This is a genomic window from Amycolatopsis sp. lyj-112 (assembly GCF_046549055.1).
Taxonomy (GTDB): domain Bacteria; phylum Actinomycetota; class Actinomycetes; order Mycobacteriales; family Pseudonocardiaceae; genus Amycolatopsis.
The window spans coordinates 14081-36276 of sequence record NZ_JAJPWS010000010.1; the positions used below are offsets into that span (position 1 = coordinate 14081).

Sequence of the window (22196 nt, forward strand, 5' to 3'; positions counted from 1 at the left end):
TTCACCGGAAGGCGAGGGTATGAACAGGACAGTCGCGGCACTACTGGTTTCAGCGGGTGCCGCCGTTTCCGTTGCGGGTCTGGGTGGTTGCGGTACGCCGACGGCCGGCACGCCGGTCACGGTGGTGCGGGAGATCGTGCCGCAGACGACCACCGCCGTCGTCGCTCCGCCGCCCACCTCGGTCGTGTTCGTGGAGCCGCCGGTGACCGTCACGCGGGCACCCGTGGCGCCGAGTCTCACGCCCTGCCAGCGTTTGTTCGCCGACGGGTATTCGTTCACCTACGCGTTCACTTCCTGGGTCAACGCCGGGCGGCCGCTGAGCTGGGACGCGGACCGCGACGGATATCCGTGCGAGCAGTCCTACGGGAACCGCAACTAGTGTCGTGCGTCGGAGTAGGTCTTGACCTTCACCCGGCTCGAAGGCCCACGATGGCGACATGACCACGATATCGACCACGGCAGCGACCACGATCGCTCACCGCTTCGCCGAGGCCTTCAACACTCGCGACGTCGAGAAGGTGATCGGGATCTTCACGCCCGACGCCACTTATCACGATCTGTTCTACGGCGCCTTCAGTGAGCATGACGGTTTGCGGAAATTGTTCGGGCGCATGTACTCCGAGGGAGTCCACCACGAGTGGACGATGCGCGCCGCGGTCGCCGGTGAGAGCCGCACCGTCGGAGAGTGGGATTTCGCTTTCACGCTCAGCGACCGGGTCCGGCATGGCGCGGGCCGCACCCTGCGTTTCCGCGGCGTGTCGGTATTCGAGACCCGTGAAGGCCACTGCCACACCTATCGCGAATACTTCGACCGCACCGCGGCCCTGTTCGCGATCGGCATCACCCCCGGCGCGGTGAGCAGGATCGTCCGCCACCGGCCCTCGGTCCTGATGACCCTGCCGGAATCGGGAACACTGGCGCGGTGAGCGACGACGAGTGGCTGTTGATCGCGGAGTTCGCCCGCCGCTGCCGTCTGCCGGCCTCGACCCTGCGGTACTACGACAGGGTCGGGCTGCTGACCCCGGCGGCCGTCGACCCGGTCACCGGCTACCGCCGTTACCTCGGCAGCCAGCTGCCCACCGCGGTCACCATCGCCCGCCTGCGCGCGGCGGGCACCGCGCCCGAAGTCATCGCGCGTGTCCTGCGCGGCGGGCGATCGGCCGAGGCCGCGCTCGACGGCGAACGCCGCCGCCTCACCGGCGAGATCGCCGAACGCGCCCGTTCCCTGGCGGTCCTCGACGACCTGGCTCCGTTCGAGCCTGGCGTCCCGCGGTCCGTCATCCTGCCCGCGGCACGGGTCCCGGCCCTGGCCTTCGACACCGACTTCGGCGCGCTGACCGGCACGATCATCCGCACCATGGCCACGCTGAGGGCCGGACTCCGCAGACAACGGAGTCTCACTCCCGACGTCGAATGGGGTGCGCTGCTGCCCCTCGACCTCGGTGATCGCGTGACCGGCCACGTGTTCGCCCGCACCGACGCCGCCGGCCTTCCGGCTCTCGACCTGCCCTGCGGCCCCGCCCTCGAAATCACCCATCGAGGCGATCTCGACCGGCTCGCGCACACCTACGACCGCGTCCTGGCCGAAGCCCCGCGGCCCACCGGCTTCGTCATCGAGGACTACTTCGACGGACCGCGGGTCCGCGTCCGCGTGCCGGTCGCCGAGTAGGTACCTGCACCTTTCCCGTCACCGGTCAACCGACCAACAGCCTTCGTTGATTGTTCTGCCCGAATCAAGGGTTCCGGTCAACCAATCCCCGGGATGTAGTAGCCCGCGACGAAGCGACGGGCTGGTGGGGAGAGGGAATGAGCTCAGCGGAAGGTGTTGTCCTGGTCATCGGCTGCGGGATGCGGTCCTACCGGGAATACCTGTTGGCGTCGGCCGGGCACCGGCATCCCTTGTGGCTGTTCACCGGGGCCGAGCCGACCTGGCAGGAGCGCTACATCACCGGTGACACGGTGCTGGACACGAACGACCGCGACGCCGTCCTGGCCGCGGCCCGTGCCCTGAACGCGAGGACGCCGGTGCTGGGCGTGGTGTCCTGGGACGAGGCGTTGATCGTGACGGCGGCGCACGTCGCCGACGAACTCGGCGTGCCGGGGGCGGGGATCTCCGCCATCGAGGGCTGCCGTGACAAGTGGCTCAGCCGCCGGACGCTCACCGCGGCCGGCGTCGCCCAGCCGGATTTCGGTTTCGTGCACGACGAAGACCAGGCGGTCCGCGTGGCCGAGCGGATCGGGTACCCGGTCGTCGTCAAGCCGCGTGGGGGAGGGGCCAGCATCGGCGTCAGCCTCGCGGAAGACGGCGAGGCGGTGCGGACGGCGTTCCGGACCGCGGAGGACGCCAGCTTCGGCGGATCCCCGGCGTATCAGGGCGGGGCGCTGGTCGAGGAGTACCTGACCGGCCCGGAGATCAGTGTGGACGGTGCCGTCGTCGACGGCGAGTACACGCCGATGTTCGTGGCGCGCAAGACGGTCGGCATGCACCCGTACTTCGAGGAACTCGGCCACCTGGTGAGCTCTTCGGACGAACTGCTCGCCGACCCGGTGCTCCGCTCGACGCTGGCCCGCGCGCACAGCGCGATCGATTTCCGGTACGGCATCACGCACACCGAACTCAAGCTCACCGGGCGCGGGCCGGTGATCGTCGAGATCAACGGTCGGCTCGGCGGGGACCTGATCCCGCTGCTGGCCCGGTTCGCGACCGGGGTCGACCCGGGGGCGACCGCGGTCGACGTCGCACTCGGTATGCGGCCGCACCTTCCGCACGATCCGGAGCCCCGATGGGTCGGCGTGCGGTTCGGCTACCCGAAACAGGACTGCGTCGTCGAGTCCGTGTCCGTGCCGGAGTCCTTGCCGGGCAACGGGATCCTCGCTTCCGACGTGCTCGTCGAACCGGGGTCGCGGATGCGGCTGCCGCCCGCGGAATTCATTTCGCGCCACGCGTACGTGATCTGCGCCGGCAGCGACCCCGACGACTGTGACGTGATGCTGGACAAGGCGCTCGCCCAGGTCCGGCTGACGGCGCACCCCCTGCTGCCTTCGGTGGCCACCGGTGGCTGAAGCGGCACCGGGACCACAGGACACCTTCCAAGCACTCTCAACGATGGCGGAGCAAACAAATGGCTAACCGTGATGTCGAGCTTCTCGCAGTCGGAGCTGGACCGTCCAATCTGGCACTCGCCGTGGCACTGGAGGAGCTGGCACCCGGCCTCGCCCGCGATTCGGTCCTCCTCGAACGGGACGAGGAGATCTCCTGGCAGCGGGGAATGCTCCTGCCGGAGGCGCTGTCCCAGGTCTCCTTCCTCAAGGACCTGGTGACCCTGCGCAATCCGCGCAGCCGGTTCTCGTTCCTCAACTACCTGCACGACACCAACCGGCTCAACGAGTTCGTGAACATGGGCAGTTTCGTCCCGTATCGGGTCGAGCTGGCCGACTATCTCAAGTGGACGGCCAAATCGCTGTCCCTGGTCGATATCGAGCGCGGCCGGGAATGCCTCGACATCACTCCCGTGTGGACGGACGACGTGCTCACCGGCTGGGAGACCAGGATCGCCGACGGCGAGACCATCCGCAGCCGCTACCTCGTGGTCGGCGCCGGCCGTGACGCGCGGATCCCCGATCAGCTCCGCACGGTCGATCAGGATCGTGTCATCCACAGCACGCAGTACCTGCCGCGGATCGCGAAGCTGCGCAAGGACCTGCCGTACCGCGTCGCGGTGATCGGCGCCGGGCAGAGCGCGGCGGAACTGTTCTGCTCGGTGCAGAACGACCTGCCCGAATGCAGGCCGACGATGGTGATGCGTTCGATCGGCCTGAACTACTACGAGAGCAGCAAGTTCAACAACGAGCTGTTCTTCCCGTCCCATGTGGACAAGTTCTTCGACTCGCTGCCGGACGCCCGCGAACAGATGCTCGCCGAGATGCACCACACGAACTACTCCGGGCTGGCGCCGGGCACGATGGACTCGCTCTACCGCTCGGTGTACCTGGACCGCCTGTCCGGCCGCTCCCGGCTGCAGATGATCACGATGAGCGACATCACCGACGCCCGTGACGACGGCGACGAGGTCGTGCTGGAGCTCACCGACCGGCGCACCGGCGAGACGCGGGAACTGCGCACGGATCTCGTGCTGCTCGGCACCGGTTTCTCCCCGGAGATGCCGAGGATGGTCCAGGAGATCGCGAAGTCGATCGGTCTCTCGGAGATCAAGGTGACCCGTGACTACCGGCTGGAGATCGACCAGCCCGCCACCGCGGCCGTCTACCTGCAGGGCGTCAACGAGGCGACGCACGGGATCGCGGACTCGCTGCTGAGCGTCCTCGCCCCGCGCGCCAACGACATCCTCCAGGACATCCTCGCCCACCGCGGCGAGCACCCGGACACCTCGGTACCGCCGCAGGCCACCTCGGACGCCGCCCCCATCGTCGCCACCCGCTGAGCATCGGAAAGGAACGCAGTCATGGAGATCCGTCCGCTGGAGCGGGAAAAGATGGTCTTCGAGAACGGTGCCTACGGCCAGCGGCTCCTGCCGTGGACGGCACTGAACGCGCCGTTCGAAGGCGCCTGGGTCACGGTGCCCGCGCACGGCGCGACGGGCGCGCACGCTCACCACGAGTACGAGATCTTCATCGCCGTCAGCGGCGAGGCGGTCGTCGAGGCCGGGGGAGTGCGCCGCACGTTCCGGCCCGGCGACATCGAGTTCCACGCGCCCGGCACCGAACACCGCATCCTCAACGACGGCGCCGAAGACTTCGAGATGTACGCGATCTGGTGGGACTCGGACATGACCACGACGTTCCTTGGCCGGCATGACGAGCAGGTCCGGGCATGAGCGGCGACACCAGACCGGTGGTCATCATCGGCGGCCCCCCGACGTCCAACGGGGACCTGCACATCGGCCATATCGCCGGCCCGTACCTCGGTGCCGACGTCCACCGGCGCTACCTGCGCGCGGCCGGCCGCGCGGGGGTCTTCGCCTCCTGCACCGACGACAGCCAGACGTATCTCGTCACCAGCGCGGCGCGGGTCGGGCTCACCCCGCCCGCACTGGTGGAGCAGTCGACCGACGCCATCCAGCGCACGTTCGACGCGATGGGCATCGAGGTCGACGGTTTCTCGCCGACCGACGACGGCTACAAGGCACTCGTCCACGACTACGTCAAACGCCTGTACGACAAGGGAAAGCTTCGCCTGCGCAAGGTCCGGCTGCCCTATGACGAGAGCAAGGGCGAGTTCCTGGTCGAAGGTTTCGTCGGCGGTGGCTGCCCGACCTGCCTCGCCGACAGCCGCGGCGGGTTCTGCGAGGGCTGCGGGCATCCGATCGACTTCGACGCGCTCATCGAGCCGTACTCGGTGCTCCACCCGGCCGACGAGGTGACCTACCGCGAGACGGAGATCATGGTCTTCCCCGTCTCCGAGTACCGCGAACAACTCCTCGCCTACTACGAGAACCGCGGTCCGGCGTGGCGGCCGCACGTGCTCGGGCTGATGCGGGAACTGCTGGCCGGGCCGTTGCCCGACTTCGCGATCACGTATCCGGTGAGCTGGGGTATGCCGGCGCCGTTCCTCCAGACGCCGGGGCAGACGCTCAACGCGTGGGTCGAGGGTATGCCGGCCTCGATGTACTGCACCGAGTACGCCTTGCGGCGCAACGGAAAGCCGGTCCTCTCCGACGACGACGCGTGGCTCGCGGAGAACGACTCGCGGGTCGTGGTGTTCATGGGGTTCGACCCGCTGTTCACCTGGGGAGTCGTCCACGTGGCCGAACTGATCGCCCACGAGGGCCGCTATGTCCTGCCGGACACGTTGCTGGTCAACGAGTTCTACGAACTGGAGAACGAGAAGTTCTCCACCAGCAAGGGACATGTGGTCTGGGCCCGCGACCTGGCGGCCGAGGTGCCACGCGACATCGCGCGGTTCTACCTCACCCTCACCGCCCCCGAATTCGCGCGGACCAACTTCAGCCGCGCCGCGCTGGAGAAGGTCGCCGGCGAGCGCCTTGCCGCGCCCTGGAACGAACTCGCCGAGACGCTCGCCAAGCTGACCGCCGAAATCGGTGGTGAGGGCGGGCAGCTTCCGGTGTCGGTGGAGGCCACCGAACGCGCGGCGGTGATGGTGACCCGGTTCGGCCTGAACTACGAACTCGAAGACTTCAGTCTCAGCCGGGCCGCCGACCTGGTGGTGCAGCACGTCGAACGCCTGCGGGCCGAGACCGGACGCACGCTCGAGGGCAACCTCGACCAGGAGGTGCTCCGCGGCAGGCTGGGCGACCTCTTCCTCGAAGTACGCGCGCTGATCAGCTGCGCGTCGCCGATCCTCATCGACGTCTCCGGCCGCGCGGCACTGGCCGGTGGCTTCGACCTCCGGATCACCCCCGCCGCCTACGACGTCACGCACACCACGGCGTTCGCCGTGCCACCGCTGGAATTCTCCCCGACGAGCGAGGTCTGAGACCCCATGTCACTCGACAGCACCCTCTCCGCCGACGCGGCCCGGAGTTCCCGGCTCGCCGAACGCCTGCTGGTCCCGGCGGGGTTCGTCACGACGGCGGGTAACGCGTTCCAGATCACCGCCGCGGCGATCCTGGTGTTCCACGCCGAACAGACCACTCTCGCCGTCGGCTGGCTGTTCATCGCGGTGTCCATTCCGCAGGTCGCGCTCGCGCTGATGTTCGGCAAGCTGGTCGACAAGGTCGACCGGCGGATGCTGTGCGTGGCGGCGGACCTGGTCAGCGCGATGACGGCGTTCGCCCTCCCGCTCTGGCTGTGGCTCGGTGGCCCGGCGAACCTGGGGTCCTATATAGCGAACTTCCTGCTCGCCTGCACCGCGGCGCTGTTCATGCCCGCCAGCAACGGCTTGATCAAGGAACGAATCCGGGACGAGCGGCTCGGGAAGTTCAACTCGCACTTCGAGATGGCGAGCAACTCCGGCATGCTGCTGGCGTCGTCGCTGGCCGGCTTCCTGGTGATCTGGTTCGGCGCCACGCCGCTGTTCATCTTCAACTCGCTGACCTTCATCCTCTCGGCGATCCTCGTCTACGCGATCGGCCGCAAGCCCGTCAAGGCGCCGGTGGTCGCGGCGACGACGGCCGTCGACCCGTCGGTGCCGGTCGAGGCCCCCGTGCACCAGCCGGTCAAGCGTCTCGCGCTGTTGTACGCCAACGGGAACATCGGCCTGATGGTCGCCAACGTCATCCTGACGACGCTGATCCTGCAGACCTTCAACCAAGGTGCGTGGATGATCGGCGTGGTCGACGCACTGGCCGGGGTCGGCTTCATCGTCGGCGCCGCCCTGTACGGCAAGGTCAGCAAACGGTTCAAGGGCATCCATCTGGCGGTGCTCGGCACGCTCGGGAACCTGATCTGCCTCGCGATCCAGCCGCTGCACTACATCGCCTTGATGGCGGCGATCCCGTTCGCCGGGTTCTGCTTCGCGCAAGGCCGGATCGCCGCGCGGACCCTGTTGATGCGGGCGAGCCCGGAGGATCGGGTCGGCCGGATCTTCGGCGGGACGCAGGCCGTCGGTCTGGGACTGGGTGTCGGCGCGACGGTCGGCCTGTCGACGCTGGCGGACGCGTTCAGCGTGCCGTACGCGTTCTGGGGCTTGGCGATCCTGCAGGGCGCGATCGTGATCGGCACCTATCTGAGCCTGGCGAAACCGTTGTCGGCGCAGGAAAAGTCGCAGCCGGCCGAGATTCTCGAGGCGACCGCCGCCTGAGCGCGGCGACGAGCGGAGGAAGTAAAAGTCATGACGGACAAGCCGATCAAGGGCGGCGTGGCGACCTGGGCCTGCCTGCCCGGGTTCCCGCCCGCGGTGATCTTCCCCTTCACCCCGGGCGAGCGCTTCGGGGTGCGGAGCCTCTACGAGTTCCAGATGCTGATGTACCGGCCCCTCTACTGGCTGGGCCGCGACGGCGAACCGGCGATCGACTACGACCTCAGTATCGGCGAGGAGCCGGTGTGGGACGAGACCGGCCGCACCTGCACGGTCCGGATCAAGCCGTGGAAATGGTCCAACGGCGAGACGGTCTGCGCGGACAACGTCATCTTCTGGATGAACATGCTGAAGGTGAAGGGGCCGAGGTTCGGCGCCTACTCCGAGGGCTACTTCCCGGACAACCTGGTGTCGTTCGGGAAGGTCGCCGACGACAAGGTGAGTTTCACCTTCGACAAGGCGTACTCGGAGAACTGGGTCCTGCTGAACCAGCTCACCATGATCACGCCGATGCCGAAGGCGTGGGACCGCACCGCGGACGGGCCAGCCGACGCGACACACGACATCGGTCAGGCCGAGGCCGTGTACGAGTTCTTGATGGCGGAGAACGGCGACGTCGTCGAGGAGGACAACTCCCATCGCGCCCGCTGGGCCGACAGTCCTGTGTGGAGTGTCGTCAACGGGCCCTGGCGGCTGAAGAGCTACACCGAAGAGGGCGTCGTCACGTTCGTCCCGAACGAACACTACAGCGGACCGAACCCGCCGCATCTCGACGAGCTGCGCCAGGTCTCGACGACGTCGGACGAGCAGCAGTACGAACTGCTGCGGTCGGGCGACGTCCAGGTCGGGTTCCTGCCGCCGGGTATGGGCGTCCAGCCGGACGGCGACCCGACGACGGGCGGGCCGAACCCGCTGGGCGACGGGTTCCAGCTGGAGCCGCAGATCCTGTTCAACATCAACTTCATGGCGGTCAACTTCGGCAACCCGACGATCGCCGGGAACCTGATCCGGCAGCCTTATGTCCGGCAGGCGCTGCAGAGCTGTTTCGACCAGGAGTACGGCGCCCGCGAGGTCTATCAGGGCTACGGCTGGAGCCAGACCGGCTCGATCCCGGTGCTGCCCAAGAGTGACCTCGTGTCGCCCAAGATCGCCGAACGAGGCGGTTTCTGGCCGTTCGACCTGGAGAAGGCGCGGGAGTTGCTCGCCGGGAACGGCTGGGACGTCAGCGCTTCCCCCGCGGTGTGCGTGCGCCCGGGAACCGGCCTCGGTGAGGCGGGCGAAGGCATTCCGGCCGGCACCGAGCTGAGTTTCTCCCTGCGTTACTGGGAAGGACGTCCTTCGCTGGCCCGGCTCATGGCGCAGTTCCGCGATGACGCGGCCAAGGCCGGCATCGAGATCCGTCTCGAAGAGGTGATGGGTTCGGTCCTGGTGGCGCAGGACGGGCCGGGCGAGGCACGGATGTGGGAGCTGTCCTGCTGGGGCGGCGGCTGGGTCTACAACTACCCGACCGGGGAGAACCTCTTCCAGAGCGGGGCGGCCTGCAACTTCAGCAACTACCGGGACGCCAAGGCGGACGAGCTGATCGCGAAGACGGTCACCTCCGACGACCTCGAAGCCCTCTACGAGTACCAGGAGTACATCGCCGACCAGGCACCGGTGATCTTCATGCCGACCTTCCCGCGGCGGCTGTTCGAGGTCGCGGGCAACCTGCGCGGGTTCTCGCCGATCAACCCGTACGGGCTGATCAACCCGGAGAACTGGTACTACGTCGACGAAACAGCGGAGAACGAGTCATGACCCGGCCGGTGGTGCTGGTCGGGTTCGTGGCCGCCGCGCTGGGATCGTCCATAAAGGACTTCCAGCCGGACGGCTCGGTGATCTTCGTCGAGGAGCCCGACGTCGTCCGCAAGCGTGGCGCGCGGGAGACGGTGGCCGGTTCGGCGCTGGTGCGCGAGCTGATCGAGTGGGAGTTCCATCTGCCTGGGAAGGCGGACGAGTTCTTCCATCTCCACCGCGATCTCGACCCGGCCGCGGTGGTCCCGCTGACCGAGTACGCGACTCCGTTCGCGGCCCGGCTCGCGGAACGCTACGGCCTGCCCGGCGCCGGGTTCGGTGCGGCGCAGATCCTGCGGGACAAGGGAGTGCTGCGTCAGGTCAGCCGAGCGGCCGGTATCGCGAACCCGGAATCGGCGCGGGTCGAAAGCCCGGCCGACGTCCGCGCGTTCCTGGCGGAGCACCCGGGGAAGATTGTGCTGAAGCCCGCGAACCGGCAGGCGTCGGTGGGCACGCAGGTGATCGACGATCCGGCCGAGGTCGAGCAGGCGTGGGCGAACTGTGTCGTGCAGGACGAGGGCATCTTCGTCCCGGACCGCGCGATGGAACTGCGCATGCTGGCCGAGCGGTTCGTCGAAGGTGACGAGTACAGCGTGGAGATGCTGCTGCGGGACGGGGAACCGTTGTTCGCCAACGTCACCGGCAAGCGGTTGTTCCCCGGTCCGCGCCCGGTGGAGCTGGCGCATATCGTCCCCGCCGACATCTCCGCGGAGCTGACCGCCCTGCTGGGCGAGGAAACCCGGCGGCTGACCGACGCGGCGGGGTTCCGCACCGGGATCGTCCACTGTGAATGGATCGTCTCGGACGGGGTGCCGTACCTGGTCGAATGCGCCGGGCGGTTCGCCGGCGACGGGATCATCGAACTGATCCAGCGGGCCTACCCGGTGGAGCTGAACCGCGCCTACTTCTCGGTGATGAAGGACGAGCCGGTCGTGGATGTGTTGCCGCGCAAGGCCGAAGGCGGTGCCGCGGTGCGGTTCGTGTCCCTCGAGCCGGGCGTCATCCATGACGTGCGCGGAGTGGAGAAGGCGTCGCAGGCCGAGGGAGTCTTCCTGTGCGACGTCGAGGTTTCGGCCGGTGACCGGTTCGGCGGGCTGCGCAGCTCGTGGGACCGCGTCGGCGATCTGATGGTGACGGCGGACAGCCCGGCGAAAGCGTTGCGCCTGGCCGAAGAGGCCGTCGCGCTGATCGAGATCGACGTGCGGCCGGACGGAGACGAGAGGGAGAACGCCGCACCATGAGCATCGAAGCCGTCCCGCCCGCTCTTCCCGCCGCCGGTCTCGACGTGATCGTGACCGGTCTTTCCTCCGACGCGCACACCTGGAACCTGGTGTACCTGGAGCTGCTGCTGGAAGAACTGGGCTGCCGGGTGACCAATCTCGGCGCCTGCGTCCCGGACGCGACGATCGTGAACGAATGCGCCGAGCGGCGGCCGGATCTGGTGGTGATCAGCAGTCTCAACGGGCACGGCTGCCACGACGGGGTCCGGCTGATGGACACCTTCCGCACCCACCCGGTGCTGGTGACGATGCCGGTCGTCATCGGCGGGAAGCTCGACGTCGCGGGCGGGAGCAACGCCACCCGGCTGCTGGCCGCCGGATTCGACGCGGTGTTCGAGGACTCCGGCGGGCTGAGCCCGTTCCGGACGTTCATCCACACCCTGTCGGTCCGTACCGGCGTCCCGCTGGCCGCCGGATGAGCATGGTCGCCCCGCGACGGGGCCTTTCGTTCGGCGAGGTGGTCGCGCGCCACCATGCCCGGGGAGACCTGGTCGTCCAGCCCCGGATGGGGTTCGCCGATCCGGAGCGGATGGGCAAGGGCCTTCTCGCGACCCGCGCGGCGCGGGCCGCGACCGTCGGCACGGTCACGATCGACAGCTACACCCGCGTCGGCGACCATGAGGCGGCGCGCGAAGCCCTGGCCGCCGGCGCGGACCTCAACGGCTATCCGCTCGTCGACCACGATCCCGCGAGGACGACGGCGTTGCTGGACGCGGTGCTGACCAGGGATTTCCCGGTCCAGGTCCGGCACGGCTCGGCGGATCCCCGCCGGATCGTCCGGACGCTGCTGGACCACGGGCTGCACGCGACCGAGGGCGGGCCGGTCTCGTATTGCCTGCCCTACAGCCGGATGTCGCTGTCCGCGGCCGTCGACAACTGGCGCCGTTGCTGCGAAACCCTGGCGGCGGCCCGGAGCCCGGAGCTGGAACCGCATCTGGAGACCTTCGGTGGCTGCATGATGGGACAGCTGTGCCCGCCCGCGCTGCTGGTCGCGTTGAGTGTGCTGGAAGGGATGTTCTTCTGGCGGCACGGAGTCCGCTGCATCTCCTTCAGCTACGCGCAGCAGACCCACGCCGGCCAGGACGAGGAGGCTGTCGCCGCGCTGCACGCCCTCATCAGGGAATACGTGCCGCACGCGCGGACGCACGTCGTGATCTACGGCTACATGGGCGTCTACCCGAGGACCCCCGGTGGCGCTTTGGCGCTGCTGGCGGAATCCGCGCGGCTGGCCGCCCGCACCGGCGCGAGCAGGCTGATCGTCAAGACCACCGCCGAGGCGCACCGGGTGCCGACCGTGGCGGAGAACGTGACCGCCCTCGAACACGCCGCCGCGGCCGCTCGAGGAGTGTCACGGATAGGGCATCTCGGCGACACCGGGATCCACGCGCAGGCGAAAGCGTTGGTGGACAACGTGCTTTCGCTCGACGGCGATCTCGGCCGGGCGCTGGTCGCCGCGTTCGCGCGGGGCCAGCTCGACGTCCCGTTCTGCCTGCACCCGGACAACGCCGGCCAGGCACGCGGCAGGCTGGACGCGAACGGGCGCCTGGAATGGCAGCGGATCGGCGCCATGCCGCTGGGCGATCTCGTGGAGCTGCCCGCGGACCGGCGGATGGGCTCCGCCGACCTGCTGGAGGCACTCCGCTACGTCGAGCGAGCGTTCGACGACCGGTACGGGATGCCTGGAATCGAAACCGTGCAGAAGATGCGTCTTGAACTGAAACAGGGGAGTAGAACATGACCGGAACACCGGGCGCGGCACTGCCGCCGGGAACCCGCGAGCATCTGACGTCGCCGGTGACGCAGGCGGCGTTGCGCATCCAGAACAGCATCACCGCGGGCACCCGCGAATACCTCGGCATGAACGGGTTCGTCGAACTGCAGCCGCCGCTGATCGGCCCGGTGACCGACCCGGGATGCCGTGGCGCCAAACAGGTCGACGTCGACTACTACGGCCACAAGTACAAGATGATGACCAGCGTCATCTTGTACAAGCAGGCGTCGCTGCTCGCCTTCGACAAGATCTTCTACATCGCGCCGAACGTCCGGCTGGAGCCGCTGGAGACCTCGACCACCGGGCGGCATCTGGTCGAGTTCAGCCAGATCGACGTCGAGGTGGCGCGGGCGAGCCGCGAGGACGTCCTCGATCTGGCGCAGGGCCTGCTCCGGCATGTGGTAACCCACACGCTGCGAGAGTCCAAAGTGGACCTCGCCACGCTCGGCCGGGACCAGGACGCCTTCACGCCGTTGCTGGAGGAGGACTTCGAGCGGATGACCCACCGCGAGGCGGTGTCGCGGCTGCAGGGCCTGATGCACGGGCAGAGCGCGGACGCGGAGATCGACTGGCAGGGCGAGCGCCTGATCTCCGAGCAGACGAACCGGCCGTTCTTCATCGTCGACTACCCCAAGGGATCGCGCGGGTTCACCGACGGCGAGTCCGGCACCGAACCGGGGGTGCTGCGGAACTTCGACCTCATCGCCCCGGACGGGTTCGGCGAACTGTGCAGTGGCGGTGAGCGCACGCACGAGTACCGGCGGCTCATCGAGCGGATGCGGGAGACGGGGGAGAACCCGGCGAAGTACGCCTGGTACCTCGACCTCGCGCGCGAAGGACTGCCCCCGAGCGCCGGCTTCGGGCTGGGGCTGGAACGGGTCACGCGGTACATCGCCGGGCTGGACGCGATCTGGCAGGCCAGCGCGTACCCGAAGCTGCCCGGGATCGCGACGCCGTGATCACCGCACGGCAGCTTCCGGAAGACGCCATCCGGACCCGGGCGCGGGAAGGCAGCGCGGCGATCTTCCCCGACGTCGGGGGCTATGGCCGGACGTTGTTCGGCGCGGACGTCGAGAGTCCTCCCGACGAACTCGACCGCGCGCGGATCGTGCCGCCGGTGTTCGTCCCGCGCCGCCTGGAGAAGATGTTCGACCTCGCGCGCGAACCGGTCTACGGAGACGTCGAGCTGACGACCGTCCTCGGTGGCTTCACCTCGCCGTCGCCGGTGTTCCTGTGCGCCTTCGGATCCACGCAGGTGGCGGGCAGCGGCCTCGGGATCGCCGCGAGCGAGCAGGCCGGGCGCCTGGGGATGCCCATGGTGATCGGCGAGAACGTGGTGCCGATGCACGGGTACGGCCGGATGGGTGAGCGCGTCGAAGACGGTCTGCTCGGCCGGATCCGCGCGTATGCCGGCGCCGTGCCGGACGGACTGGGCGGCGTCGTGGTGCAGCAGAGCACCGAGGACGCCGACGCGGAGGTGTGGAACCTCGTCTACAGTGACCCGTCCGCGACGAAACTGCTGGAAACCGGGCGGCTGGCGTTCGAACTGAAGGTCGGCCAGGGCGCGAAACCCGGGCTCGGCGGGATGACCGTGCTCTCGCGCACGGCGGCCGGCGAGGTCGCCGAGCAGTACACAGTGGACGAAGCGTTCGGGACCGACACCGCCATGGTGCTGCGTTCGAGCAGCCCTGGCACGTTCACCGGGGAGATCCTGCGCCAGCAGATCCACCTGATGCGCAACAACTACCCCCGGGCGCGTGCCTGGGTGAAACTGCACCCGGGCCGGGACGTCGGCGAAGCCGCGCGGGTCGCGTGGGCGGCGGGAGCGGACGCCGTCACCGTGGACGGTGCGGAGGGCGGCACCGGCTGGGCGCCGTCGGTGTTCCTCGACCAGGTGGGCTTGCCGCTGGTCGAATGCCTGCGCCGGGTCGGGAAGCCGGACGCGTCCCTGCTGGTCTCCGGCCGGATCTGGGAGGGAAGCCGGGCACTGAAGTGTCTCGCCATGGGCGCCTCCGCCGTCGGGCTCGGCCGGGCCGCGCTGCTCGCTGTCGACGAGGACGGCGCCGAAGGGCTCGTGCGGCTGGTCCGCTGTCTCGAACTCGAACTGCGGCTGCTCACCAGCGCGCTCGGCAAGTACGACCTCGCGGATCTCACCGCGGACGACCTCTGGTTCCCGAATCGGACGGAGCAGGACGGATGATCAACTACGACGGGAAACGGTTCCGCAAGGTCAGCGCCGACCCGAACGCGCCGGTGACGCTGTACCGGCAGAAGGACGACCTCGTGTGGGCGGAGCTGACCGGCGGCGGAGTGCGGCTGGGTTCGCTGACAGGGAAGTGCGGCGAGGACGGGACCATCGACATGGCCTACACGATGGTGCTGGCCAGCGGCGCGGTGATCTCGGGGCACAGCACGAACACCCCGGAGTTCCTGCCGGACGGCCGGATCCGGCTGAACGAGGTGTGGGAGCGGTACGGCAGCCCCGGTTCGCGGGGGACTTCGGCGATCGAAGAGGTCGCCGACTAGTCGGCGCTGGTTTCCTCAAGTCCGTGAAGGCCCCCTTGAGGGACTCAGAGTCCCTCAAGGGGGCCTTCACGGACTTTTGTCGTCCGAAAGGGAATTCACGGGACCGAAAAGGGCAGTCGGCGGGGCTGAATGGCTCACGCCGAAAGGAGTAAGGTCAGCGCGGGTTCTTTTCGAGGTATTCCGCCCAGACCTTCTTCGGCACGCACATTCGCCACGAGTCGACGATCAGCTCGCGTAACTCTTCGTAATCGATCGCGGACAGCCGGACGCGAACCCACTGATAGCGCATATCGGACGTAATCGGCATCATGAACTTGTCCGGCTCGCCCGCCACCAGCGCTTCCCGCTCCTCTTTGGGATAGCCGAATCCCAGCACGGTTTCGTCGGGTGAGAGCGAAAGGAAGACGATTCGTCCTACGCGGAACTTCGCCCGGTCCCTGACCAGCGCCTCATAGGCGCGGGGCAGTCCCGAAGCGATCTCTCTGACGTCATCCCCGGTTACCATTTTTCCACCATTCACCCCTGTCTGTTCCCCAATCACCCGTGGCGCCCAGGGTGATGGCGACGTAAAGGTATTCGTCGAGGACCTTCGCCAGCGACACCGGCCTGCCCATCAGGGCGGGGATGGTGGCCCCTTCGTCTCCCGCCTCCGCGACCACCGCCGCGGCCCAGTCCCGGCCGAGCCGGAGGTGCCTGCCGAACGCGGCGCCGTCGCGATCGCCGTGCAGTGTGGTGGCGATCGCGGCGTCCCACGGCATGATCGTGTTGGGCCGCAACGCATACAGCGTCTTGGCGGCGGCGGTCGGGCCCAGCGTACGCCTGGCGCGTCCCGCTGCGACGACGACACCCGAGAGGTCTGAGTACGCCTTCGCGGCGGTGTCGATCCCGGCGTCCGTCAGGTCGACGAGGTCGACGTCCGGCAGCGCGGCTCCCCATACTTCCCACCACGCCGTGACCCCGTCGTCGAACGGAGCGGGCTCCCCTTCGCGCGGATACCGGATGCGGCACCCCCAGGAGTTCAGCCACCGAAGAATAATTGTGCGATGTGCGGCCTGTGACAGGTCGATCGCTGGCTGCCCTCTTTGATCGGACACAGCTTCGAGCAGCCGAAGCCACGAGGCGTCGACATTCGCGAAGCCGTTGAACACTTCGGCGGCACGCCGGAGTTCGGCGAGTGGCGGCAGGGGGTCAGACATGGACGAACCCTATCCGGTGCCACCAAGCAGGTGAATTTCCGCGTCCAACTATTGGACTTTGTACATTGAGTCACCTATTTGTATCTGCTGCATGGTTCATTGGTCCTTTAGGGTTGTGACCAGGAAGGCCACAAGGATGGCGGTTACGCAGCGCGATCGCGTTACCCCATCCAGGGGAGGAGAAGGCATGGGCAGACCCGAGCGACCGTTGGACGTCACCACTGGTCCGATCGCCGCATTCGCTCATGATCTGCGGGTGTTACGGAACCGGGTGGGAAACCCGAGCTACCGGGAACTCGCCCGGACGGCGCTGTTCGCGCCTTCCGTGCTGTCCAGCGCGGCCAGCGGCCACCGGCTGCCGACCCTCGCTGTGACACTGGCGTTCGTCTCCGCGTGCGGCGGTGACCGCGCGGCGTGGGAACGACGTTGGCGGAGTATCGCCGGGCAAACGGGTGGCGGCGTCGAAGCGCGCGAGGAACGCCCCCCACCCGCCCCGCCGCAGGCGGAGATACCGGCGGACGGCGCGCACGCGCTGGCGTCCGGGGTCATCCACCTCGCTCGTCCGGCCCAGCTGCCCATGGGCTCGAGAACTTTCGTCGGCAGGGAAAGGGATCTGTCCGACGCCGTCGAGATGATCGGGGCGACCGGGCCGGTCAAGGTGCCGCTGCTCATCAGCGGTCCGATCGGCGTCGGCAAAACCACGTTCGCCTTGCGGCTGGCCGAGGAGGTCGCCGCGGACTTCCCGGACGGGCAGCTCTACGCCGACCTGAGCAACAGCGGAACCGGCGGCCGGTCTGCGAACGGGATAGTGCGCGGGTTCCTGCGCGCGCTCGGGGTGCCGGCGCACCTCGTCCCCGACGACCCCATGCAGCGGATCGGGCTGTACCGGTCGTTGCTGGCCGAACGCAGGTTGTTCGTTCTGCTCGCGGGTGTCAGTGACGAGGGGCAGGTGCGGCCGTTGCTCGGCCGAACTCCGCACAGCCAGGTCGTGGTGACCAGCCGCGCCCGGTTGCTCGGGCTGGAGGACACGAACCGGATCGAGCTGGATACGTTCAGCCGCAGGGAATCGCTGGCCTTGATCGGCCGGATCGCCGGCACGAGCCGCGTACGCGCCGAAAACGATGCCACTGACGCGATCGCCGAACTGTGCGGCGATCTGCCGCTGGCGATCAACATCGTCGGCCGCAAGATCGCCGCGCGGCCGGAATGGGCGATCGCCTACACGGCGGGCCAGCTCGCCGACCGCGAACGGCTCATGGACAGTCTCTCCGTCGGTGACGTCAACGTGCGCGACCGGTTCACCTCGGCCTACGAACACCTTTCGCCCGCCGGGCGCGAGGCCATCCACCACTTCGGGCTGAGCGGCGCGGGCTGGACGACGTCGATCGGCATCGCCGCGGCGATGGGCATCATGATCGAGACCGCCGACGAACTCCTCGAATCCGTCGTGGACGCCGGACTGCTGCGGCGCGCCAACGTGGCGGGCCGCTACGCGGTTTCCAGGTTGGTCAGCGTGTTCGCCGCCGAGCGGCAACGGGATCCGAACGCGCTCGCGGCGGCCGTCCCGATGGCGGGCCGCAGGGCCCGGAAGACCGCGTTCGAGTCGTTGCGCCGCGAGGCCGTGCGGACTCTGCCGGGTGGATCGTCCGAAGGTTGATTGTTCGAGCCGCGCGGAGCTTCCGGTCAACGGGCCGCGCGGCTTGAATGAATCGACGAATGAAGGCGAGCGAAATTCGGTGACACAATGCTGATTCTGTCCATGAAAGAGGGTCACGATGGCGGGATCGTGGCGATCGAGGACGGCAAGCTGCTGTTCGCGCTGGAGTCGGAAAAGGACAACTACCCCCGCTACGACCGGATCACCGGCGAGCTGATGGCCCGGGCGGCGGGCATGCTCGACAAGCAGCCCGACGTGGTCGCGCTCGGCGGCTGGGTCAAGGGAGAGTTCTCGGTGGAACCCCCTTCCCGCACCGGATACTTCGGTGTCGGCGAGGGTGCGATCTCCGACGAGGCGGGGAAGTTCTTCGGCAAGGAAGTCCGTTACTTCTCCTCGACCCACGAGCGGTCGCATATCTACACCTCACTGGGGATGGCTCCCGCGGCACCCGGCCAGGCTTACTACTCGCTGGTGTGGGAAGGGAACATCGGGGACTTCTACCGGATCGACGAGCGCGGTGAGGCGACTCACCTGCAGCACGTGCTTTCCGACCCGGGCGCGAAGTACGCCTACCTGTTCGCGCTGGCGGATCCGGGTTTCCCGCTGGGCAAGGGAAAGTTCCGGTTCAACGACGCCGGCAAGCAGATGGCGCTGACCGGGTTCGCCGAGCCGGGCCCGCTCACCCCCGACGAGCAGAAGACCATCGACTTCATCCTCGATCGCGACGGCATCATCCTCGGTCTGTCCAAAGAGGAGATGTCCTGGTCCCACCTGTACAACGCCGGTGTGTGGTCGCAGGAATACCGCAACGCGGCGGCCAAGCACTCGCAGGCGATCTTCAACCGGTTCCACGACTACGCCGCGAAGAACATGACCGAGGGCCTGCCGCTGCTGATCTCCGGTGGGTGCGGGCTGAACTGCGACTGGAACCGGCTGTGGCGTGAAAGCGGCCTGTTCTCCTCGGTGTTCGTCCCGCCCTGCCCCAACGACAGTGGTTCCGCGCTGGGCACGGGGATCGACGCGCAGTGGTTCTACACCGGGCAGGCGACCATCGAATGGGACGTCTACGCGGGGGAGAACTTCGTCGAGGACGTCGTCCCGGATCCGGCCAAGTACGAGGTGCGGCCGCTCGTGGCGAGCGAGGTCGCGAAGTACATCAAGGACGGCAACATCATCGGCTGGGCCAGGGGCCGGTACGAGATGGGCCCGCGGGCGCTGGGCAACCGGTCCATCCTCGCCGCGCCGTTCACCGTGGACACCACGGTGCGGCTCAACAAGATCAAGCGCCGGGAGGAGTACCGCCCGATCGCGCCGATGGCGCTGGAATCCGATGCTCCGAAGTGGTTCGTCGGTTCGGTGCAGGACCCGTACATGTTGTACTTCAACCACGTCACTTCCGACGAGCTGAAGGCCATCACGCACGTCGACGGCACGGCGCGTACCCAGACGGTGACGCGGGAACGCAACGCCGGCATCACCGATCTGCTGGAGGCCTTCCGGGAGCAGACCGGGTTCAGCGTGCTGTGCAACACCTCGCTGAACAACAACGGGCGCGGCTTTCTGAACCGCACCAGCGATCTCATCGAATACGGGGAGACGTACGGCCTCGACGGCTACGTCATCAACGACACGTTCGTGACCCCGCGCAACTCCTGATTCCTTTCCGCACCCGGGGGTGGTCCCGGATGCCGCGCCTCCACCCGGCCGCGGCGTCCGGGCATCCCGTGGTGCCCGTGAACACCCAGATCTTTCGTCCGGAGGGGGAACGCCATGCGGATCGTGCTCGCGGGCGGCGGCGTCATCGCGCTGCTGACCGCCGTCGAGTGCGTGTCGGCCGGGCACGAGGTGGTCATCGCCGACCAGGCCGACATCCCGTTTTCCGGTGCGACGTCCTTCGACCGCCACCGGGTACTGCGCGCGCTGCACCGTGACGACCTCGCCACCACGGCGGCCGCGGTCAGCGCGCACCACGCGTGGATCGACCTCGAGCAGGTGCTGGCCACGTCGTTCTACGAGCAGGTCGGCGCGCTCACCGCGGTCGCGGCTCGGCAAGCGCCGGCGGCACAGGAACTCCTGATCGCGGCGGGGTCCAAAGCGGAAGTGTTCGGTGCGGACGACCTCGCCGCGGAATTCCCGCACGCCGGGTTCGCTCCCGGCACGGGCGCGGTCTTCGAGGCCCACGCCGGGGTCCTGCTCGCCGATCGCGTGCTGGCGGCCTGTGCCGGCTGGCTGCGCTGGCACGCGCACGCCGAACTCCACCCGCACCGCAAGGTGATCGGGGTCGACGCCGGCCGGGCCGAGGTGCGGCTGGCCGACGGCGAGGTCCTGAAAGGCGACGCGGTCCTGCTGGCGGCCGGGCCGTGGTCGCGCGACCTGCTGGCGCCCGAGCTGTCCAGGGAACTCGTGCTGCACCGGCAGACGATGCTCTACTGCGACGTCCCGCCCGCCGACGCGGCGGCGTGGGCGGCGACCCCGGCGATCACGTCACTGGGTACTCCCGGCGGCGCGTGGCTGGTGCCGCCGGTCGCCGGGACGCCGTTGAAGCTCAGCGCGGCGAGCGCCTGCCGGGTCGTCGACGAGGTCGGCGGCGGCGTCGCGCCGTCGTGGTGGCGTGAGCACCTGATCGACACGTTCGCCGCGCTCATCCCGGGTTTCCGCCGGGACTGGCTGGTCGACACCCGGGACTGCCACTATCTGGCCCGGCGTTCCACCCTCGGCCCGATGCTCGCCGTCCTCGGCGACCGGGTCTTGTCCTACGCGGCGTGCGGCGGCTCGTCCTTCAAGTTCGCCCCGCTGATCGCCCGGTCCCTGGCGGCCCGCCTGACCGGCGCCGCCCCGGTGACGACCGGGCTCGAACCACTCGACCGGCCGCTCGTTCGCGCGTCCGGTATCCACCCGACCCGTCCTGCCCTACGAGGTGTTTCGTGAAACTGCTCGCACTGGAAGCCAGCCAGAACTCCTACTACTACCTGCCCCGGTACCAGCAGATCGAGGATTTCGGCGGGGTGCTGTACGTGCTCAACGGGATCGGGACGGACGATCTCTGGGCGCCGGAGCGTTACCGGATCGCCGGCAGCAACCACATCGACGACCTGATCCGCCACGCGAAGGCTTGGCACGCCGAGGAATCCTTCGACGGCGTGCTCACCTTCTCCGAGTCCGGCGTGGTCCTGGTCGCCGCGGTGGCCGAGGCGCTCGGCCTGCCCGGCGTCGGTGTCGACGCGGCGAGGACGAGCCGGAACAAGCTCATCATGCGGCAGGCGCACGAAAAGGGCGGTGCCGCCCATCCGGACTTCCGGTTCGTCGAGGATCTCGACGCCGCGGTACAGGCGGCCGACGACTTCGGGTATCCGGTGATCCTTAAGCCGACTCTCGGCGCGGCCAGCAACTTCGTCTTCCGGGTCGACGACGAAGAGAAGCTGCGCGAACGCTATGAGCAGGCGCGGGCCGGGATCGACCAGATGAGCTGGTACAACATGGAGGCCGAGGGGCTCGACCTCGGCCCACACGGTCTGCTCATCGAGTCCTTCTTGGACGGTCACGAGCATCTCATCGAAGCGCTCGCCTGGGACGGCGAGGTCTACCTCGGCTCCATTGTGGACAGAGTCACTTCGGAAGGTGAGACCTTCGACGACGACGTCCACCACGCGCCGACGTCGCTCACCTCGGACCAGGTGGCCGAGGTGCACGCCGTGGTGACCGCCGGTGTCCAGGCGCAGGGGCTCACCCGGGGCGCACTCCACGCCGAGGTCCGGTTCCACCAGGGCAAGCCGTTCCTGCTGGAGATCGCCGTCCGTCCCGGCGGCGGTGGCCTCGACCATATGGCCAGGCTTTCAGCCGGATACGACCCGATCAAGGGGCTGATGAACGTCTCGCGCGGCGTGCGGCCGGACGTCGATCACTTCAGTCCGACCGGTGTGCACACCGCGGCGATGTGCCTGATCTGCCCCGGCGGCGTGATCGAGTCGATCGAGGTCCCGCCGGCGGTGAGCACCTCGGAATCCTTGTACTACCTCAAGATCTTCGCGAAGCCGGGTGACCTGATCAAACGCCCGCCGCTCGGCAACAACATCTTCGGCGGCATCGGCGCGCTCGGTTCGTCGTTCGACGACGCCATGGGCAACGCGAACGATCTGGCCGGGAAGATCGAGGTCAAGCTGAGCGAAACGCAGAAATAGCACCGGATTCCGTTCGACGAAACCGGACCCTTACCCAG

General features: G+C 68.3%; 21 protein-coding genes. 19 read left to right on the forward strand and 2 right to left on the reverse strand.

Features of this window, described 5'->3' with window-relative positions; all coding sequences use genetic code 11:
• The first annotated feature begins 19 nt into the window (after positions 1–19).
• The 15 genes from ACLJRL_RS28490 to ACLJRL_RS28560 all read left to right on the forward strand — a co-directional run bounded on the left by ACLJRL_RS28490 (position 20) and on the right by ACLJRL_RS28560 (position 15127).
• Positions 20–379, forward strand: coding sequence for a hypothetical protein (locus ACLJRL_RS28490; RefSeq protein ID WP_410659382.1), 360 nt, complete (start codon positions 20–22; stop codon positions 377–379).
• Between the two features lie 58 nt (positions 380–437).
• Positions 438–926 carry a nuclear transport factor 2 family protein gene (locus tag ACLJRL_RS28495; RefSeq protein ID WP_410659383.1) on the forward strand — a complete coding sequence of 163 codons (489 nt, stop codon included), beginning with the start codon at positions 438–440 and terminating at the stop codon, positions 924–926.
• On the forward strand, positions 923–1669 hold the full coding sequence (locus ACLJRL_RS28500; protein ID WP_410659384.1) for a MerR family transcriptional regulator: 747 nt from the start codon (positions 923–925) through the stop codon (positions 1667–1669). The genes ACLJRL_RS28495 and ACLJRL_RS28500 overlap by 4 nt, the downstream gene beginning before the upstream one ends.
• A gap of 137 nt (positions 1670–1806) precedes the next feature.
• Positions 1807–3063 (forward strand): ATP-grasp domain-containing protein, encoded by a 1257-nt coding sequence (locus ACLJRL_RS28505; RefSeq protein ID WP_410659385.1) that lies wholly within the window; start codon positions 1807–1809, stop codon positions 3061–3063.
• Positions 3064–3122: 59 nt separating this feature from the next.
• Positions 3123–4442 (forward strand): lysine N(6)-hydroxylase/L-ornithine N(5)-oxygenase family protein, encoded by a 1320-nt coding sequence (locus ACLJRL_RS28510; protein WP_410659386.1) that lies wholly within the window; start codon positions 3123–3125, stop codon positions 4440–4442.
• 21 nt (positions 4443–4463) lie between these two features.
• Positions 4464–4835, forward strand: coding sequence for a cupin domain-containing protein (locus ACLJRL_RS28515; RefSeq protein WP_410659387.1), 372 nt, complete (start codon positions 4464–4466; stop codon positions 4833–4835).
• Entirely contained in the window at positions 4832–6454 is a 1623-nt protein-coding gene (locus ACLJRL_RS28520) for a class I tRNA ligase family protein (RefSeq protein WP_410659388.1), read from the forward strand. The genes ACLJRL_RS28515 and ACLJRL_RS28520 overlap by 4 nt, the downstream gene beginning before the upstream one ends.
• A 6-nt stretch (positions 6455–6460) precedes the next feature.
• Complete coding sequence (locus ACLJRL_RS28525; protein WP_410659389.1) at positions 6461–7720, forward strand: MFS transporter; 1260 nt, start codon at positions 6461–6463, stop codon at positions 7718–7720.
• A 30-nt stretch (positions 7721–7750) separates the two neighbouring features.
• Positions 7751–9514, forward strand: a complete 1764-nt coding sequence (locus ACLJRL_RS28530; RefSeq protein WP_410659390.1) for an ABC transporter substrate-binding protein — start codon at positions 7751–7753, stop codon at positions 9512–9514.
• A complete protein-coding gene (locus ACLJRL_RS28535) occupies positions 9511–10791 on the forward strand; it encodes an ATP-grasp domain-containing protein (RefSeq protein ID WP_410659391.1) in 1281 nt (426 codons plus the stop codon). The genes ACLJRL_RS28530 and ACLJRL_RS28535 overlap by 4 nt, the downstream gene beginning before the upstream one ends.
• Positions 10788–11249: a cobalamin B12-binding domain-containing protein gene (locus ACLJRL_RS28540; protein ID WP_410659392.1), complete on the forward strand. Its 462-nt coding sequence runs from the start codon at positions 10788–10790 to the stop codon at positions 11247–11249. The genes ACLJRL_RS28535 and ACLJRL_RS28540 overlap by 4 nt, the downstream gene beginning before the upstream one ends.
• Positions 11246–12568, forward strand: coding sequence for a methylaspartate mutase (locus ACLJRL_RS28545; RefSeq protein WP_410659393.1), 1323 nt, complete (start codon positions 11246–11248; stop codon positions 12566–12568). Before ACLJRL_RS28540 ends, ACLJRL_RS28545 begins: the two co-directional genes overlap by 4 nt.
• Positions 12565–13560, forward strand: coding sequence for an asparagine synthetase A (locus ACLJRL_RS28550; RefSeq protein WP_410659394.1), 996 nt, complete (start codon positions 12565–12567; stop codon positions 13558–13560). Before ACLJRL_RS28545 ends, ACLJRL_RS28550 begins: the two co-directional genes overlap by 4 nt.
• Positions 13557–14801, forward strand: coding sequence for a glutamate synthase-related protein (locus ACLJRL_RS28555; RefSeq protein ID WP_410659395.1), 1245 nt, complete (start codon positions 13557–13559; stop codon positions 14799–14801). Before ACLJRL_RS28550 ends, ACLJRL_RS28555 begins: the two co-directional genes overlap by 4 nt.
• Positions 14798–15127, forward strand: a complete 330-nt coding sequence (locus ACLJRL_RS28560) for a hypothetical protein (protein WP_410659396.1) — start codon at positions 14798–14800, stop codon at positions 15125–15127. The genes ACLJRL_RS28555 and ACLJRL_RS28560 overlap by 4 nt, the downstream gene beginning before the upstream one ends.
• A 154-nt stretch (positions 15128–15281) precedes the next feature.
• On the opposite strand, the gene ACLJRL_RS28565 is transcribed toward ACLJRL_RS28560, so the two are convergent.
• The gene (locus ACLJRL_RS28565; RefSeq protein WP_410659397.1) at positions 15282–15632 is read right to left on the reverse strand and encodes an MmcQ/YjbR family DNA-binding protein; all 351 of its coding nucleotides are present in this window, start codon (positions 15630–15632) and stop codon (positions 15282–15284) included.
• On the reverse strand, positions 15616–16323 hold the full coding sequence (locus ACLJRL_RS28570; RefSeq protein WP_410659398.1) for a hypothetical protein: 708 nt from the start codon (positions 16321–16323) through the stop codon (positions 15616–15618). The genes ACLJRL_RS28565 and ACLJRL_RS28570 overlap by 17 nt, the downstream gene beginning before the upstream one ends.
• Before the next feature lie 187 nt (positions 16324–16510).
• Here ACLJRL_RS28570 and ACLJRL_RS28575 point away from each other — a divergent pair, with 187 nt between their 5' ends.
• From ACLJRL_RS28575 to ACLJRL_RS28590, 4 genes are all read left to right on the forward strand, one after another.
• A complete protein-coding gene (locus tag ACLJRL_RS28575; RefSeq protein ID WP_410659399.1) occupies positions 16511–17980 on the forward strand; it encodes an NB-ARC domain-containing protein in 1470 nt (489 codons plus the stop codon).
• Between the two features lie 87 nt (positions 17981–18067).
• On the forward strand, positions 18068–19636 hold the full coding sequence (locus ACLJRL_RS28580; protein WP_410659400.1) for a carbamoyltransferase C-terminal domain-containing protein: 1569 nt from the start codon (positions 18068–18070) through the stop codon (positions 19634–19636).
• A 114-nt stretch (positions 19637–19750) separates the two neighbouring features.
• On the forward strand, positions 19751–20908 hold the full coding sequence (locus ACLJRL_RS28585) for an NAD(P)/FAD-dependent oxidoreductase (protein WP_410659401.1): 1158 nt from the start codon (positions 19751–19753) through the stop codon (positions 20906–20908).
• Complete coding sequence (locus ACLJRL_RS28590; protein WP_410659402.1) at positions 20905–22158, forward strand: ATP-grasp domain-containing protein; 1254 nt, start codon at positions 20905–20907, stop codon at positions 22156–22158. Before ACLJRL_RS28585 ends, ACLJRL_RS28590 begins: the two co-directional genes overlap by 4 nt.
• Positions 22159–22196: the final 38 nt, after the last annotated feature.

Bases quoted from the DNA above. Each gene is read 5' to 3' on its own strand.
- ACLJRL_RS28550 (WP_410659394.1), top strand. From the start codon at position 12,565: ATGACCGGAACACCGGGCGCGGCACTGCCGCCGGGAACCCGCGAGCAT.
- ACLJRL_RS28570 (WP_410659398.1), bottom strand. From the start codon at position 16,323: ATGTCTGACCCCCTGCCGCCACTCGCCGAACTCCGGCGTGCCGCCGAA.
- ACLJRL_RS28540 (WP_410659392.1), top strand. From the start codon at position 10,788: ATGAGCATCGAAGCCGTCCCGCCCGCTCTTCCCGCCGCCGGTCTCGAC.
- ACLJRL_RS28575 (WP_410659399.1), top strand. From the start codon at position 16,511: ATGGGCAGACCCGAGCGACCGTTGGACGTCACCACTGGTCCGATCGCC.
- ACLJRL_RS28510 (WP_410659386.1), top strand. From the start codon at position 3,123: ATGGCTAACCGTGATGTCGAGCTTCTCGCAGTCGGAGCTGGACCGTCC.
- ACLJRL_RS28495 (WP_410659383.1), top strand. From the start codon at position 438: ATGACCACGATATCGACCACGGCAGCGACCACGATCGCTCACCGCTTC.
- ACLJRL_RS28535 (WP_410659391.1), top strand. From the start codon at position 9,511: ATGACCCGGCCGGTGGTGCTGGTCGGGTTCGTGGCCGCCGCGCTGGGA.
- ACLJRL_RS28490 (WP_410659382.1), top strand. From the start codon at position 20: ATGAACAGGACAGTCGCGGCACTACTGGTTTCAGCGGGTGCCGCCGTT.
- ACLJRL_RS28585 (WP_410659401.1), top strand. From the start codon at position 19,751: ATGCGGATCGTGCTCGCGGGCGGCGGCGTCATCGCGCTGCTGACCGCC.
- ACLJRL_RS28580 (WP_410659400.1), top strand. From the start codon at position 18,068: ATGCTGATTCTGTCCATGAAAGAGGGTCACGATGGCGGGATCGTGGCG.
- ACLJRL_RS28505 (WP_410659385.1), top strand. From the start codon at position 1,807: ATGAGCTCAGCGGAAGGTGTTGTCCTGGTCATCGGCTGCGGGATGCGG.
- ACLJRL_RS28545 (WP_410659393.1), top strand. From the start codon at position 11,246: ATGAGCATGGTCGCCCCGCGACGGGGCCTTTCGTTCGGCGAGGTGGTC.
- ACLJRL_RS28560 (WP_410659396.1), top strand. From the start codon at position 14,798: ATGATCAACTACGACGGGAAACGGTTCCGCAAGGTCAGCGCCGACCCG.
- ACLJRL_RS28525 (WP_410659389.1), top strand. From the start codon at position 6,461: ATGTCACTCGACAGCACCCTCTCCGCCGACGCGGCCCGGAGTTCCCGG.
- ACLJRL_RS28565 (WP_410659397.1), bottom strand. From the start codon at position 15,632: ATGGTAACCGGGGATGACGTCAGAGAGATCGCTTCGGGACTGCCCCGC.
- ACLJRL_RS28520 (WP_410659388.1), top strand. From the start codon at position 4,832: ATGAGCGGCGACACCAGACCGGTGGTCATCATCGGCGGCCCCCCGACG.
- ACLJRL_RS28515 (WP_410659387.1), top strand. From the start codon at position 4,464: ATGGAGATCCGTCCGCTGGAGCGGGAAAAGATGGTCTTCGAGAACGGT.
- ACLJRL_RS28530 (WP_410659390.1), top strand. From the start codon at position 7,751: ATGACGGACAAGCCGATCAAGGGCGGCGTGGCGACCTGGGCCTGCCTG.